At 73.3% G+C, this 14,944-nt stretch carries 13 protein-coding genes; 4 read left to right on the forward strand and 9 right to left on the reverse strand.

Annotated features, from left to right (window positions below; all coding sequences use genetic code 11):
* Positions 1 to 1,130: 1,130 nt before the first annotated feature.
* Together RAN62_RS33875 and RAN62_RS33880 are read right to left on the reverse strand one after the other, a co-directional pair.
* Positions 1,131 to 1,784: a response regulator gene (locus RAN62_RS33875; protein WP_305788918.1), complete on the reverse strand. Its 654-nt coding sequence runs from the start codon at positions 1,782 to 1,784 to the stop codon at positions 1,131 to 1,133.
* Positions 1,781 to 2,947 (reverse strand): sensor histidine kinase, encoded by a 1,167-nt coding sequence (locus RAN62_RS33880; protein WP_305788919.1) that lies wholly within the window; start codon positions 2,945 to 2,947, stop codon positions 1,781 to 1,783. The genes RAN62_RS33875 and RAN62_RS33880 overlap by 4 nt, the downstream gene beginning before the upstream one ends.
* Positions 2,948 to 3,094: 147 nt before the next feature.
* On the opposite strand from RAN62_RS33880, the gene RAN62_RS33885 reads away from it, so the two are divergent.
* Together RAN62_RS33885 and RAN62_RS33890 are read left to right on the forward strand one after the other, a co-directional pair.
* A complete protein-coding gene (locus RAN62_RS33885; RefSeq protein ID WP_305788920.1) occupies positions 3,095 to 3,841 on the forward strand; it encodes an ABC transporter ATP-binding protein in 747 nt (248 codons plus the stop codon).
* Complete coding sequence (locus RAN62_RS33890; protein ID WP_305788921.1) at positions 3,838 to 6,390, forward strand: ABC transporter permease; 2,553 nt, start codon at positions 3,838 to 3,840, stop codon at positions 6,388 to 6,390. Before RAN62_RS33885 ends, RAN62_RS33890 begins: the two co-directional genes overlap by 4 nt.
* On the opposite strand, the gene RAN62_RS33895 is transcribed toward RAN62_RS33890, so the two are convergent.
* The gene (locus tag RAN62_RS33895) at positions 6,359 to 6,997 is read right to left on the reverse strand and encodes a hypothetical protein (RefSeq protein WP_305788922.1); all 639 of its coding nucleotides are present in this window, start codon (positions 6,995 to 6,997) and stop codon (positions 6,359 to 6,361) included. The genes RAN62_RS33890 and RAN62_RS33895 overlap by 32 nt on opposite strands.
* 210 nt (positions 6,998 to 7,207) lie before the next feature.
* Here RAN62_RS33895 and RAN62_RS33900 point away from each other — a divergent pair, with 210 nt between their 5' ends.
* Complete coding sequence (locus tag RAN62_RS33900; protein ID WP_305788923.1) at positions 7,208 to 7,978, forward strand: PP2C family protein-serine/threonine phosphatase; 771 nt, start codon at positions 7,208 to 7,210, stop codon at positions 7,976 to 7,978.
* A gap of 112 nt (positions 7,979 to 8,090) precedes the next feature.
* Here the strand turns inward: RAN62_RS33900 and RAN62_RS33905 are convergent, their stop codons facing one another.
* Positions 8,091 to 8,618 carry a hypothetical protein gene (locus RAN62_RS33905; RefSeq protein ID WP_305788924.1) on the reverse strand — a complete coding sequence of 176 codons (528 nt, stop codon included), beginning with the start codon at positions 8,616 to 8,618 and terminating at the stop codon, positions 8,091 to 8,093.
* A 975-nt stretch (positions 8,619 to 9,593) separates the two neighbouring features.
* Here RAN62_RS33905 and RAN62_RS33910 point away from each other — a divergent pair.
* On the forward strand, positions 9,594 to 10,733 hold the full coding sequence (locus tag RAN62_RS33910; RefSeq protein WP_305789075.1) for an outer membrane protein assembly factor BamB family protein: 1,140 nt from the start codon (positions 9,594 to 9,596) through the stop codon (positions 10,731 to 10,733).
* Between the two features lie 126 nt (positions 10,734 to 10,859).
* Here the strand turns inward: RAN62_RS33910 and RAN62_RS33915 are convergent, their stop codons facing one another.
* The 5 genes from RAN62_RS33915 to RAN62_RS33935 all read right to left on the reverse strand — a co-directional run bounded on the left by RAN62_RS33915 (position 10,860) and on the right by RAN62_RS33935 (position 14,916).
* The gene (locus RAN62_RS33915) at positions 10,860 to 11,366 is read right to left on the reverse strand and encodes a GNAT family N-acetyltransferase (RefSeq protein WP_305788925.1); all 507 of its coding nucleotides are present in this window, start codon (positions 11,364 to 11,366) and stop codon (positions 10,860 to 10,862) included.
* A gap of 32 nt (positions 11,367 to 11,398) precedes the next feature.
* On the reverse strand, positions 11,399 to 11,881 hold the full coding sequence (locus RAN62_RS33920) for a MarR family winged helix-turn-helix transcriptional regulator (protein WP_305788926.1): 483 nt from the start codon (positions 11,879 to 11,881) through the stop codon (positions 11,399 to 11,401).
* A gap of 28 nt (positions 11,882 to 11,909) precedes the next feature.
* Positions 11,910 to 12,431, reverse strand: a complete 522-nt coding sequence (locus RAN62_RS33925) for a DUF305 domain-containing protein (RefSeq protein ID WP_305788927.1) — start codon at positions 12,429 to 12,431, stop codon at positions 11,910 to 11,912.
* Positions 12,416 to 13,159 (reverse strand): lytic polysaccharide monooxygenase, encoded by a 744-nt coding sequence (locus RAN62_RS33930; protein ID WP_305788928.1) that lies wholly within the window; start codon positions 13,157 to 13,159, stop codon positions 12,416 to 12,418. The genes RAN62_RS33925 and RAN62_RS33930 overlap by 16 nt, the downstream gene beginning before the upstream one ends.
* Before the next feature lie 278 nt (positions 13,160 to 13,437).
* The gene (locus RAN62_RS33935; RefSeq protein WP_305788929.1) at positions 13,438 to 14,916 is read right to left on the reverse strand and encodes a mannitol dehydrogenase family protein; all 1,479 of its coding nucleotides are present in this window, start codon (positions 14,914 to 14,916) and stop codon (positions 13,438 to 13,440) included.
* Positions 14,917 to 14,944: the final 28 nt, after the last annotated feature.

A 14,944-nucleotide genomic window follows, 5' to 3' on the forward strand; every position in this document is an offset into this window, starting at 1 on the left:
GCGCGCGTGGGGCAAGTTCCGGCGGCACACGCGGCGGCAGCGCGAGTTGCTCGCCCGCGGTGAGGGCTTCGCCCCGGTCAGCCTCGCGGGCCCGGACGAAGTGGTGACTGTGGTGCCGGCGCCGCCAGCACGCCCGTCGTTGACAGCCGGGCAGCCTTCGCCCCGGCCGGCTTCGGCTTCGGCTCCGGCTCCGATCGTGCGTCCTCCGCTGCCACCCGCGCACTCATCCGCGTTGGCCGCGGAGCCTTCACCCTCGCCCGGGCGACTCTCATGGCCGCCGGCGCCGCTGCCTCCGGCTCCGTCCGTGCGAGCCGTTGTTCCTTCTGCGCTCACTTCGGTCCGCCCTGTGCGTGCCTCGGTCCCGACCCTGCCCAGCTCGGCGCCGGGCCAGCGGCCTTCGTCTCCGGCCGTCGCCGCGCCGGCTTCGGCCCCCGCCGCGCACGCTTCGGCCCTTGCCGCGCACGCTTCGGCCCTTGCCGCACCCACTTCGGCCCTCGCCGCCCGCTCCGCCCCGCCGCCCGCTTCGGCCTTCGCCGCTTGCCGCGGTGCTGGGCGATCCGCGGGTCAGCGTCGACTCGGTCCGGGCGGCTGCTTCTCGACCGGTCGCTTCCGCCCCGCCGTTGACGGTGGGCTGCCCGACGGTCCTGTCGCGTCGAGCGGTGCCCGCGCTCCCATGTCGGCGCGCCTCGGAGTCGCTCGCGCCGGCACGCCCCGGAGTCGTTCGCTGCTTCGGCGCGGACCGGCGTTACTCGTCGCTTCGGCGCGGACCGGCGGCACTCATTGCTTCGGCGCGGACCGGCGGCACTCGTCGCTTCGGCGCGGCCGGGGCGGGCCCTGATGGGCGGCGGATGCACCGCCCGCGGGTCGGTTCACCGTCGAGATGGTCGTCCGGCGCGGCTCCACGATCGCGTGAGGAGACGGCGGCGAAACGAAGACCCGAAGCGACGCCTACAGAAAAAGAACCGACAGGGAGTGTGCCTTTTTCATGGGGCCGGAGGGGCATGCCCATTCGATAGGGCGGCGCGCGACAATTGTTCATGCCGCGCGAGGATTGGCGCAGCGTCTCTCGTCGGCGAATCCGGATGTCCGTGGAGACAATGCCCTGCGTGATGGGCCGGGGGCGGCGTGGGTCAGCCGACGAGGCGGCGTTCCCAGGCCCAGGCGGCGATCTCGACGCGGTTGCGGGCGCCGAGTTTGGTCTGGACGCTGCCCAGGTGGGTCTTGACCGTGCCGACGGAGATGAAGAGCTGGGTGGCGATCTCGGCGTTGGTGAGGCCCCGGGCGGCCAGTTTGACCACGTCGAGCTCGCGCGGGGACAGGCCGCCGTCGTCGGTGGTGGGGGCCGGGGGCGACAGGTGCTCGAGCAGCCTCACGGTGATGGAGGGGCTGATGAGGGCGTCGCCGGACATGGCGGCCCGGACGGCTTCCACGAGGAGGGCGGGGCCCGAGTCCTTCAGGAGGAAGCCGGCTGCTCCGTTGCGGAGGGCCTGGTGGACGTACTCGTCGAGGTCGAAGGTGGTGACGACGACCACCTTGACCGGGTCGGTGACGCCGGGGCCGGCCAGGAGGCGGAGGGCTTCGAGGCCGTCCATGCGGGGCATGCGGATGTCGAAGAGGGCGACGTCGGGGCGCAGCTTGCGGGCCAGGGCGACCGCCTCGACGCCGTCGGCGGCCTCGCCGACGAGCTCCATGTCGGGCTGGGCGCCGATGATCATGCCGAAGCCGGTGCGGACCATCGCCTGGTCGTCGGCGATGAGCACGCGGATCTTGTCGCCGTCGGTCACCCGAGTCCTTTCGCAGAGCCCAAGGGCAGGGCGGCGTCCACCACCCAGCCGCCGTCGATGCCGGGGCCGGCGGTGATCCGGCCGCCCAGCGTGCGGACCCGCTCCTGCAGGCCCACCAGACCGTAGCCGCCGTCGCCGCGCGGCGCCGCACCGGGCGGCGGGCCGTCGTTGGAGATCCGGACCAGCAACCATCCTTGCGTACGCCGGACCCAGACGTCCGCCACCCGGGCCTGCTGGGCGTGGCGGCGGATGTTGGTCAGCGCCTCCATCGCCACCCGGTAGGCGGACGTGGACACCTCGACCGCCAGGCCGCCGAGATCCCCGTCGGTGTGCAACCGCGTGTACGGGCCGCCGACCTCGTTGAACTGGTCGACCAGCGCGCCGAGCTCGGCGACGCCGGCCAGCGGGGCGAGCGGGGCGTCGGGGGCGGCCTGGGGGTCGCGGAGCACGCCGACCATCCGGCGCATCGACGCCATGGTCTCCGCGCCGGCGGCCTCGATGCGCTCGAGGGCCTCCGCCGCCCGCTTCGGATCCTGCTCGGCGATGTAACGGGCGCCCTGCGCCTGGACGACGATGCCGGTGACGTGGTGGGCGATGAAGTCGTGCAGGTCGCGGGCGAACTCGGCGCGCTGCTCCGCGCGTACGGCATCCATCGCTCTTTGTCTGTTGGTCGCGATGAACCGCACGTAGACGCCCGCGGCGATGACGGCGGCGGCGACGAGACCCTGGACCAGGCCGACGACGATCAGCACGTAGTCGAGGCCGCTGCGCAGCGGCATGAAGCCGACGGCGAGGGCCAGCGCGAGGACGGCGCCGATCGACCACTGGGCCTCGCCGCGCCGGGCCACCACGTAGAGGACGGCGAGCAGGCCGGCCGTCTCCGCGAACCCGTACGACCCGCCCGTCCCGCTGGCCGCGCCCGTCAGCACGGTAAGCAGCAGGGATCCGATCGCCAGGCCCAGGGCGACGATCGGCAGCCGCCGGGATCCCTGCTCGTGCCGGCGCAGGAAGACGACCGCCGTGGCGATCGCGGCGCCGACCTGGAGCAGTCCCAGCGGGCCGGAGATGCCGCCGGAGGAGACGTCGAGGAGCCCCAGGCAGAACATCGCGAACAGGGCCGCGAGCTGCCCGAGCCGGAAGAGCACTTGTCGTTGCGTGACCATCGTGAGCCCAGCGTAAACGCGGGCGACGGCCCGGGCCCTCGGCCGAAAGTAAGAGCCGGGTCCCTGTCCGTGGTCCGATGCGCGTGGTGTCCGCTCTCCGCCAGTGTGTGCCCCGTCCCCGGCCCATCGCATCCCAGGAGTCAGAACATGCATCCGGAGAACGGCCACACCGCCGTCGCCGCCGTCGACCTCGTCAAGGTCTACGGCAGCGGCGACACCGCCGTGCACGCCCTCGACGGCGTGACCGTCGGCTTCGCCCGCGCCCGCTTCACCGCGATCATGGGCCCGTCCGGCTCCGGCAAGTCCACGCTCATGCACTGCCTGGCCGGGCTGGACACGGCCACCTCCGGCCGCGCGCTGCTGGGCGGCACGGACCTCACCGCGCTCAGCGACAAGGTGCTGACCAAGGTGCGGCGGGAGCGGATCGGCTTCGTCTTCCAGTCGTTCAACCTGCTGCCGCAGCTGACCGCCGAGCAGAACATCACGCTGCCGCTCGACCTGGCCGGCCGCAAGCCCGCCCCCGGCCTGCTCGCGCAGCTCGCCGGGGTGCTGGGCATCACCGGGCGGCTGGCGCACCGGCCCAGCGAGCTCTCCGGCGGTCAGCAGCAGCGGGTCGCGCTGGCCCGGGCGCTGGTGTCGCAGCCCGAGGTGGTCTTCGCCGACGAGCCGACCGGCAACCTCGACTCCCGCTCCGGCGCGGAGGTGCTGGGCTTCCTGCGCAACTCGGTGCGGGAGTTCGGCCAGACCGTCGTCATGGTCACCCACGACCCGGGCGCCGCCGCGTACGCCGACCGCGTGGTCCTGCTCGCCGACGGCCGCATCGCCGGCGACCTCGACAACCCCGACCGCGCCGTGGTCGCCGACGCGCTGCAGACGCTGGGGGCGCCGCGATGAGCGTCCTGCGGACCCAGCTCGCCGGCGTGGCCCGGCGCCCGTCGCGGCTGCTGCTGACCGGCCTGGCCGTGCTCGTGGCGTCGTTCGTCGTCTACGCGACCGTGCTGGCCCGCGACATCACCGAGAAGACCCTGCTCGACCAGGCCTCCGGTACGCCCGCCGCGGCCGGACTGGTCGTCGGCGCCGACCCGGCCACCTACGACGGCGTCGTGATCAAGGGCGCGGACTTCACCCGGCTCAAGGCGCTGCCCGGGGTCGCCGGGGCCGAGGGCCGGTTGTCGGCGGGCGGGCAGGTCGGCACCGACTACCTGTCCGTGGACGCCGACCCCGGCGCGGGACCGCTCGCCAAGTCCCGCCTGCGCGAAGGCAAGTATCCCGCGCGTACCGGCGAAATCGCGGTGACGCCCCGGACCGCCGACCGGATGGGCATGCCCGTCGGCACGACGCTCACCATGACCACCGAGTGGACCGACGAGGGCAAGCCGGCCAAGACCAAGAAGCTGACGGTCACCGGCATCGTGGACACGCCGGAGGACTACGGCAGCGCCGCGTACGCCCCCCAGTCCGTCGTCTCCGCCCTCGCGGGCACCACCGACCTCAACCAGGTGGAGCTGGTGCTGGCGCCAGGAGCAGACCCTTCAGCCGTACGGGCGGCAGCCGAGCAGATCATCGCCGCCGGACCCGCTCCCGAGGAGGGCATGAGCCGTCCCCAGGTCTTCACCGGCGCCGACTTCCGGACCGCCGAGGCGCGCCGGGCGGTCAGCGACATCGACGACATCTTCCTGGCGGTCGGGCTGTTCATCCTCATCGCCGTGGGCGCCGCCGGGCTCGTCGCCGCCTCGACGTTCCGGATCGTGTTCGCCCAGCGGATGCGGCAACTCGCGCTGCTGCGGGCGATCGGCGCCGGCCGGGGTCCCATCCGCCGCGCCCTGGCCGTCGAGGGCGCGCTGACCGGCCTGGTCACCGGCGTCGCCGGGGTGCTCGCCGCGCTCGCCCTCGGTCAGCTGGCGCCCCCGGCGCTCCGGGCCTCCGGCGTCGAACTGGCGTCGCCCGGCTTCCCGCTGCTGCCCGCCCTGGGCGTGGTCGGGCTGGCGATCGGCATCACCGTGCTGGCCGTCCTGGCGCCCGCCTTCTCCGCCGCCCGGGTCGCCCCGCTCGAAGCGCTCCGGGCCTCCAGCACGGCGCAGGGCCGCCGGACCATCGGCTGGTTCCGCGCCACCGTCGGCATCCTGCTGGCGCTGGCGGGTGCGGCGCTGGCCGCGTACGTGATCAGCAGTCTCCCGGGCCGCGACACGCTGAACTACGACCCGCAGACCCCGCTGCTCGCGACCGTCGCGTCCGGTGGCCTGGTCTTCGGGGCGCTCATGGCGCTCGGGCCGGTGCTGATCCGGCCGGTCCTCGCGGCCGTCGGGCTGCCGCTGCGCCGCCTCGGCCCGGTCGGCCGGCTCGCGGTCGGGGGCGTCGGCGGGGCCCCGCGCCGGGCCGCCGCGGTCTCCACCGTGGTCGCCCTGGGCGTCACGCTCATCGCCGGGGTGGTCGTCACCGGGGCGTCCTTCCGCGAGTTCGCCGAGCGGGAGCTCGCCACGTCCGCCCCGGCCGACTTCGAGATCGCGGCGACCGGCGACGAGCGGCTCAGCCGGGCGGCCGTCGACCAGGCCGCGGCCAGCCCGGATCTCGCGCACGTCACCCCGTACCGGCGGCTGCCCGATCTGAAGCTCGGTGACCTGGCGGCCGACGCGGTCGACCTGGACACCCGGGCGCTGCCGGAGCTGGCGAAGGTGCGCGAGGCGAGTGGATCCCTGGCGGACGTCGGGCCGGGCAAGGTGGCACTTTCCGGATACCTGAGCGACACCACGGGTCTGCGCACCGGCGACACGACGACGCTGACCGCGGGCTCGCGCCGGGTGCAGGTCCAGGTGGCCGCCACGCTGCCGGACTCGGGGCCGCTGCAGGCCGGCGTGCTCATGGCGCCCGCGGACCTGACGAAGCTGGGGGCTCCGGCGGACTACTCCGGGCTGCTCGCGGATGCGGCGGCGAGCGGGGAATCCGGGCGTACGGCGGGATTGCAGGCCTTGAAGCAGGTCGTGCAGGGGCAGCCGGGCTTCGGCACCACCGTCCTGGCCGACCAGCGCGACGAGATCAACTCGGTCGTGAACAACCTGCTCGCCGTGGTCATCGGCCTGATCGGGCTCACCGTGGCGATCGCCGTGGTCGGCGTCGGCACCACGACCGCGCTGTCGGTCGTCGAACGGGTCCGCGAGTCCGGACTGCTGCGCGCGGTCGGGCTGTCCCGCAGCGGGTTGCGCACGATGATGACCACCGAGGCCGGCTTGTACGGCATTGTGGGCGCTGTGCTGGGGCTGCTGCTCGGGGTGCCGTACGCGTGGCTGGCGGTGAAGGCGTTCGGCGTGGGCGCCCCGCTGGCGTTGCCGGTGTGGCAGCTGGCGGCCGTGCTCGTGGCTTTGGCCGGGCTGACCGCGCTGGCGGGGGTGCTTCCGGCGCGGCGGGCGGCGAAGGTCAGCCCGGTTGCGGCGCTCGGGGTGGACTGAGCAGGCTCGTCAGGTCATCAAGATCGTTCCGATGCTGCCGGAGGTCCTCCGTCGCCGCGGCCAGCTCCGCGCGGCGGGGGAAGTCCGGCAACACTCCCGGCAGGCGCAGCAGGTTCATGGCCGGCCCCACCCAGCCGGTCAGCGCGAACCACCCGTCGGCCAGCTCGATCGCCCGCGCCACGGGCAGCCCGGGACGCCGCAGCCACGGGCGGCCGCGGGACAGGCGGGCGAAGGCATCGTCGTACGCGCCGGGGCCCTCGGTGGGATCCGGCAGCCGCGCCCACCGCCCGGCTGCCGTCCGCCACGCCGCCGCGAACCCGGCCGCCGCGGGCACCAGCCGCGCCAGCGCCCCGGACACGACCTCGGCGACGGGCTCGTGCGGGGCGCCGCGTTCGACCATCCCGACGGCGAGCACGGCCAGCTGCCCGGTCGCGCTCAGCGGCACCGCGGCGAAGAACCCGAGGACCCTTTCGAGTACGGCCGCGGCCTCCATGGGATCCGCATCCTCCACGGCCACCCAGAGCGGGGCGACGCCGAAGCGGAACGCGACGGTGTTTCCCGCGCGGGCCGCGGCGCTGAGCGCCTCGATCTGCTGGTCTCCAAGCACGGCGCGGAATGCTAGAGCACAACGGGCCGCCACACGGGGACGCCCGCATGCCGGGCGTTGCGAATCCAATGCCGACCGTCGATCCCGTTCGCGCCGGCGCGGGTGTCGTCGCTGGTCATGGTGTTGTCGCCTCGGCGGGGTCACCGGCGGCCGGGCTCGCTCCGGGCCACCGGCGGCCGGGAGGCGGCGGGCCCGCTCTAGGCTGGCGCCATGGCGATCGACACGGCGCAGTGGCAGGTGGGCGCCCGCCGGGTGGTGGCGGCCGCGGGCAGCATCGTGGGCAACCGGTACCGCGAGAACTACGACGTCCTGCACCTGGACGCCGCCCGCCCGCTCGCCGTGGTGGCCGACGGCATGGGCGACGGCCCGGGCAGCACAGCCGCCGGACGCACCGCGGTGGACACCTTCGTCGCCACCCTGTCTCCCCCGCCGGGCGGCTCGGATCCCACTTCAGCCGGTGCGGATCCGGACGGTGCAGCCACGTTGCTGGCCGCGGTGGCTCACGTGCAGCAAGCTGTCCTGGCGGCGGGCCGCGACCTCCCCGGCCACCTGACCGGATGCACGCTGACCGCCTTCGTGGCCGGCCCGTCGGTGGCGTGGCTGGTGCACCTGGGCGACTCCCGGGCCTATCGGCTGCGCGACAACCTGCTCGAACAGCTGACCACCGACCACACCATGGCCTGGATCGGCGTCCAGAACGGCTGGTTCACCCCCGACTCGCCCCAGGGCCACCGGGCGCGCTACCAGCTCACCCGCTATGCCGGCCACTCGCGCGCCCCGGAACCGGACATCCTCGCCGCGACCCTCCGCCCCGGCGACACCTATCTGCTGTGTACGGACGGCATCGCCGACCAGGTGCCCTACGAGCGCCTGGCCGAACTCCTCACCGAAGACCCCGCCCCAGCCACCGAAGCCCTCCTCGCCGCCACCCTCCCCACCGGCGCCGACAACGCAACAGCCGTCGTCATCCGAGTCTTCTGACCGCCGCAACCTCCTCTACCAGCTGCACCCCCACTCACGCCGCCGCACCTTCCCGACCAACCGCAGCCTCGCTACCGCCGCGGGCAAGTTGCCGGCCGGCCGCAGCCCCCAATCAAACCGCCGGAAGAATCCCGGCCAGCCGCAGCGCCAGCTCGAGCCGCCTCATCGTCTCGTCCGCCACCACGCCGGCCCGCCGAGTCAGGTCGCCGGCGGTGAGGGTGATCTGCCACGTGCAGAAGATCCGTTCCGAAGTCGGCAACGCCACCCGCACCACGCCGGCCCCGCCCTCGAACCCGACCGGCACCTCGACACCCACCGGAGCCGTATGTTCCCCGGCTCTGGCCGGCCGCGCATCTCCCCTGACACGGCCAGGACCCGCATCCGCCTCAGCATGGGTCGCCCCAGCATGGGCCGCCTCTGCATGGGCCGCCTCAACGCCAGCCGCTTCTGCGCGGGCCGCCTCAACGTGGGCCGCCTCTTCCGGAGTCAACAGCACGGACCCACGTTTCTGCTCCTCCGTGGCCGCCGCAACGAGCTGCATGGCCAGAAACTCGCCCGCCGCGGATCCCGAGACCAGCACCACCGGCCACATCTCGTCCGCCGTCGACCACCAGACCTCGCCCCGCTCCGCCTCCGCCATGCCGCAAGTCTGCCCGCCGCTCCACCATGCGGCCGCCCCGCCCCGCCCCGCCCCGCCCCGCCCCGCCGTGCGGTGCCGCGCCGTGCGGTGCCGCGCCGTGCAGTGCCGCGCCGTGCAGTGCCGCGCCGTGCCGCGCCGTGCCGCGCCGTGCGGCGCCGCGCCGCGCCGTGCCGTGCGGCGCCGCGCCGTGCCGTGCGGCGCCGCGCCCTGCCGCGCCGTGCGGTGCCCTGCCGCGCCGTGCCGCGCCGTGCCGCCGTGCCGCCGACGTGCGCCGCTCACCGCACCTCCGCTTTGGCCCCGGCTCCGGCTCTGGCCTCGGCGCGACCCCACGGCAGGGGGAATGTCCCGCGAAGCGACCCCGGCGGGCGCGCGGCACCTGACGATCGCGCCATGCACCTCACACGAAGCGGCCTCGCGATGGCCGCGCTGATTCTGCTCGCTCCCGCCATGGCGCCGAACGCGCAGGCGCCCATGAGCGCGCGATCGTTCGCGCAACCGCATGGCGGAACACGTGCGCCCGCGAACGCCGAAACGCGCATCGCCGCCGGCATTCGCGCACAGGCGCACGACGGAGCACGCGCGAGTGCGGAAGCGATGACCCGCGCCGCCGGGGAGTCGCGCGCAAACGCGCTGGACGAAACGCTCACGCACGACCATGCCCGAGGCGAAACGAGCACACGCGCGGACGGGCACAGCGGAACGCGCGCAGGCATCGGAAGACACAGCCGAACGCGCTCAGGTGTGGAGGGACACAGCGAAAAGCGAGCAAGTGGGCGCGACGCATCGCGCGCGAACGAGCTCGACACGACCCGCCCGCTGAGGCTCGATGCGACGCGCGCAAGTGCGCATGACGCAACGCGCGCAAGTGCGCATGACGCAACGCGCGAAAGTGAGCACTACGCAACGCGCGCAAGTGCGCATGACGCAACGCGCGAAAGTGCGCATGACGCAACGCGCGAAAGTGGGCACTACGCAATGCGCGGGAGCGAACTCGGCGTGACGCGCGGGCGGGGACTTGATGGGGGTCGGGCCGCTGGGTTGGTGGAGAGGTGGGGGCAGGACGGGTACGGGGCGGGGCACACCTTTTACAACCCAGGTGAGTCGGTCATCAACTCGGACAGTGTTCGGCGGCTTCGGACGAGGTGGGCGGTGACGCCGCGGGGGGCTGGGGACGGGTGTCCGCTGGCGCCGGTTGCTCCGATTGTGGCCGGGGGGCGGATGGTGGTGCTGGAGCCGTCCGGGAATCAGGTTGCCGCTTTCGACACTCGGACCGGGGCGCAGTTGTGGAGTTCGCAGGTCGGGCAGCTCGAGGCCACGGGGCTGGCGATGGCCGGGGACACCGTTGTCGTGTCCGATGTCGCGTGTTCGTCGCCGAGCGGTGATGACAGCAACGTCATTGCGCTTGATGCGCGGACCGGGGCGCTTCGGTGGGACAGCTTGTGGGCGTACACGACAGATCTTTTCGTCGTTTCCGGGCCGACCGTTGTCACGTCCGGGCATTGCGACATGTGCGTGGGCGACGAGGCGTACCAGGTGGCGGGGTGGCGGTTGAGTGATGGGCAGCGCATGTGGAGCCGGAGTGGGGTGGTGCTCGCGGGGCCGGCGGCGAGCCGGGACGGGCTCGTGCTGCTCAGTTCGACGTCGCGGGAGCTGACCAGTGTGGCGGAGGCGGCGAGCGGGCGGGGGCGGTGGAGCACCGGGATCCGGTACGAGGTCAGCGCCGCGGATCCCGTACGGCGGCAGTGGTATGCGACCGGAAAGGCCGGGCTGCGCGCGCTCGATCAGGACACCGGGCGGACAGTGTGGACGGTGCGGGGTGAGACCGGGGAGCTGGCCACGGACGGGCGGCGGGTGTTCGTCGCGTCCGCCGGGCGGGTCAATGTCTACGACGCCGCGCGGGGGCGGTTGCTGTGGACGCGGGCGCTGCGGACGCCCAGCCATCCGGTGCGCGCCGGCGGCCTGCTGTACGTGACCAGCCGCCGATCACTCCTCGTCCTCGCCCCCACCACCGGAGTCACCGTCCGCACCTTCGGCTCCGCCACCGACCACGTCGTCGCCGCCGGCGGCCGCCTCTACGTGACGAACGGCCGCACCGTCAAAGCGTTCAGCCCGTGACGTGAAAGCGCCGAACCCGGAACGCCGAACCAGAAGCCCCGGAGCAGAAGCGCGGCACCGCAAGCGCCGAACCAGAAGGACCGGAAGCGCCGAGCCGAGTAACGCCGAGCCGGAAACGCCGAAGCGTCAAGACACAGGCACCTTGACCCAATACCGCCGCACCGGCCCGTGACCCCGAATCGCCCGAACATCTTCCAGCACCCCGCCGCACCGCTCAATCGTGCGGCGGGACGGGACATTGTCCTCGTCACACGTGATCAGCACCCGATCAAGACCCAACCGCCCCGCGTACGGCAGCACCCCCGCCACCGCCCGCGCCGCAAGCCCCCGCCCCCGCGCCGCCGGCCGCACCCCGTACCCGACATGTCCCCCGACCTCCAGCAGCTCATCGGTCAAGGTGTGCCGCAGCGCGATGCTCCCCAGCACCTCGTCCCCGGCCGCGATCCACCAGTACGTGCAATGGACCCACCCCGGCGCCGGCGGAATCCCGGGGTCGGACGACCGCAGCAGCCGGCGCACCCACGCGGCGAAGCCGTCCGGGCTGTCGACGTCGTCGGAGCGGAAGAGCCCCGACCCCGGCTGGTGCACGCCCCTCCCCCAGTCGTCGCGCGCGGCGAGCCACGAGCGGTGCAACCGGGCAGTGGGCGCAATCAAAAGCCCCGGCGTCAACCCAGGTCCGCGGAGTCCAGGCGGGCCAGGATGCGCCGGGCCATGTCGCCGAACCGGGCGAACTCCTCCGGCGACAGGGCGTCGAGCACGAGCGTCCGTACCGCCTCGACGTGCCCGGGGGCGCTGTCCAGCACCTTCTCCCAGCCCGCGTCGGTGAGCACCGCGTTCGTGTAGCGGCCGTCGTCCGGGCACGCGCGGCGCTCGACCCAGCCCTTGCCCTCGAGCCGCTTGACCACGTGGGAGAGCCGGGAGAGCGAGCCGTTGGCCAGCGCGGCGAGGGCGCTCATCCGGCGGGTGCGGTCCGGCGCCTCGGAGAGGTTGGCCAGGACGAGGTACTCGAAGTGGCTGAGCCCCGAGTCACGCTGCATCTGCGCGTCGAGGGCGGCGGGCAGGCGCAGGAGCAGGCCACCCACGGGCAGCCAGGCCGAGAGTTCGGCGGTGGTCAGCCAGCGGGGCGGGTCGGCGGGTTCGGCGCTCACGCTGACATCGTACTGTGAGTTTGAAGCTTCAACCCGCAGCCGCGAGCGCCAGGAGGCGCTGGATCGTCGACTGGTACGCGGTCACGGACTGCTCGGCGAGAGCCTTGGCGGGCGGGTACGTGCCGCCGGTCGCTTCCATCCGCGCCACCTCGACGCAGTTGTGCAGGTGCCCGAGCAGCAAGCTGACGGCCGTACGGTCGAAATCCGCACCCCGCGCCGCCGTCAGCTCCGCGATGTCCGAAGCGCGCAGCGAGTGCACGTCGCCGTGGCCCACGTGCGAGGCCGCCACCAGGGGCTGCTCCCAGCCGAGCAGCCACCGTTCCATCGTCCCGGCGTCGGCGGACCATTGATCACGAAGCTCCCCGGCGATCGCGCGTACCCCCGGGTCGGCCGCCCGGTCCGCGGCCGGCGTGACGACCTGCTGACCCTGGCGCGCGTACTCCAGGGCCATCTGCAGGTACATCACGTCGGTCGCGTTGGATACCGGAGCCGCGGGCCGACCGCACCCGGCCAGCACCAGGAGCAGCGCGACGATCAGGCGCGTTCCCACAGCGCCGGCACGTTCGGCGGCTCCCACCCGGCCAGCGCGGTGTGCGCCTGCCGGCACCGGTACGTGACCCCGCCGTACGTGACGGTGCTCCCCGGCACGTACGCGGTGCCCGCGGCCCAGGTGCCCCCGGTCGCCGGCGGCGGCGTGGTGGGCGGGGGCGTGGTCGGGGGCGGCGTGGTCGGAGGCGGCGTCGTGGGCGGGGGCGTGCCGCCGCCACCGCCGATGTTCAGGTCGACGCAGGCGTAGAAGGCGTTGACCGTGTCGGCGATGTTCCAGCGGGCGAGCACGGTCTGCCGGCCGGTGAAGCCGCCCATGCTCACGGTGTGCGACTTCGTGGCGCCGGGCTGGGCGCCGCCGTCGTTGAACGACGCGAGCCGCGTGTTGCCGATGAAGTACTCCCACGTGGAGGTGGAGTGCCGGGCGGTCAGCACCCAGTTGAAGGTGACCGTCTGCCCGACCGAGGCGGCGGGCCAGGCGCGGCTGGTGTCGTTGAGGACGGCGAACCGGCTGCCGCCGCCGTTGCATTGCATCGAGCCCTTCGGGGCCTCGACACTCTGCGGTTCGTACACAATGTCGCCGCAGTTGGACACCGCGCCGCTGGCGCAGTTCGCCTGGCGGCTGGGCGGCGACGAGATGTAGCCGTGGGCCGACGCCGGCGCGACGGCGACGAACAGGGATCCGGTGATCGCGGCGGCGCTGAGCAGGGGAAGAGCGATACGGCGTCGCATGTGCCACTCCTGGGGGGAGAGGGGGACGGCAGGCCGGGCTGGGGGAACCCGGCCCGCCCGGGACGGGTCCGCGGAGCCGATGGGGGATGTTCCGCGGGCCGTACGCCCAAAATAAGATAAACCTTATTAACAGTAAAGAGACGCAACGAAGTTTTTCGATATAGCGTGGCCGCGCGCCGGCCGCGGCGACAGGAGGCGGGCAGCGCGACGCCCGCCCCGAACGGGCCCGGCCGCAGTCGCGGCGATCCCGGCCGGGGCGGGCCCGTCCGCAAGAAACGCTAGGCGTCGGCCGCCAGGTCCTCGAGGGTCGCGCGGGCGCCCTTGCTGTGCAGCGAGGCGAGCACCGTCTTGTACGTGGAGACGAAACGCTCGTTGTCGCTCAGATCCCCGAAGAGTTCGCGGTTGCGGACGAACGCGAGTGGATCCTCACGCTGCGACCGGGCGAGCGGCACGAGCGAGTCGCGCAGCCGGTCGACGACCTCGATCGGGTGCCCCTGCTCGTCGGTGCCCTCGGCGTAACGGGCCCACGAGGCGACCACGGCCGTGGCGCGCACGATCTCGCCGCCGTTCTCCAGGTTCCAGCGGATGACCGGGAGCAGCCACTTCGGGATCCGATCCGAGCTTTCCGCGCACAGGCGGGCCACGGTGTCGCGTACCTGGGCGTTGGAGAAGCGCTCGATCAGCTGGTGCTTGTAGGCGGTCAGATCCACCCCGGGCACGGGTGCGAGCGTCGGGGTGGCTTCGCGATCCATGTACGCGAGGAGGAAGTCCGCGAACAGCGGATCCTGCGCGGCGTCGTGGACCAGCCGGTAGCCGGACAGGTAGGCGAAGTAGCACAGCGCTTGGTGGCTCGCGTTGAGCAGGCGCAGCTTCATCAGCTCGTAGGGCTCGACCTCGGGCACGACCTGCACGCCGGCGTCCTCGAAGGGCGGCCGCCCGAGCGGGAACGCGTCCTCGAGCGCCCACTGGGTGAACGGCTCGCACACGACCGGCCAGGCGTCGTCGATGCCGAAGCGCTCCTTGACGTGGGCGCGGTCCTCGTCGGTGGTGACGGGGGTGATCCGGTCGACCATGCTGTTGGGGAAGGCGACGTGCTCCTCGACCCACTTGCCCAGGTCCGGATCCCGGAGCGTGGCGAAGGCGACGAACCCGCGCCGGGCCACATGCCCGTTGCCCTGGATGTTGTCGCAACTCATGATCGTGAAGGGCGGCAGGCCCCGGTCACGGCGGCGGGCGAGGGCCTCGGTGATGAGCCCGAAGTGCGTCCTCGGCGCGTTCCCGGCGGTCAGGTCGTACGCGATGTCAGGGTTGTCCGCGACGAAGTCGCCCGTGACGGCGTTGAAGTTGTAGCCGCCCTCGGTGACCGTCAGGGATACGATCCGCACCTCCTCGGATGCCATCTTCTCGATGACGGCCTCGGGGTCGTCCGGGGCGTAGAGGTACTCCTTGATCGAGCCGATCACCTGCGGCGTCCACGTGCCGTCGGGCGCCTTGACGACCAGCGTGTAGAGCCCGTCCTGGGCGGTCAGCGCGTCCCGCATGCGCGCGTCGGCCGGCATCACGCCCACCCCGCAGATCGCCCAGTCCAGCGCCTTGCCCTCGCTCATCAGGCGGTCGAGGTACATGGCCTCGTGGGCGCGATGGAACCCGCCGACGCCGAAGTGCACGATCCCCGTCCGCAACTGCCCCCGGTCGTACGCCGGGACGGTCACGCCCCCGGCGAGGGCGGCGAGGGTGCGGTCGTTCAGCGGTGACATCGGTGTGACCTCCTGGTTGCGGAGCTGT

It is taken from the genome of Symbioplanes lichenis (assembly GCF_030709675.1).
GTDB classification, from domain to species: domain Bacteria; phylum Actinomycetota; class Actinomycetes; order Mycobacteriales; family Micromonosporaceae; genus Actinoplanes; species Actinoplanes lichenis.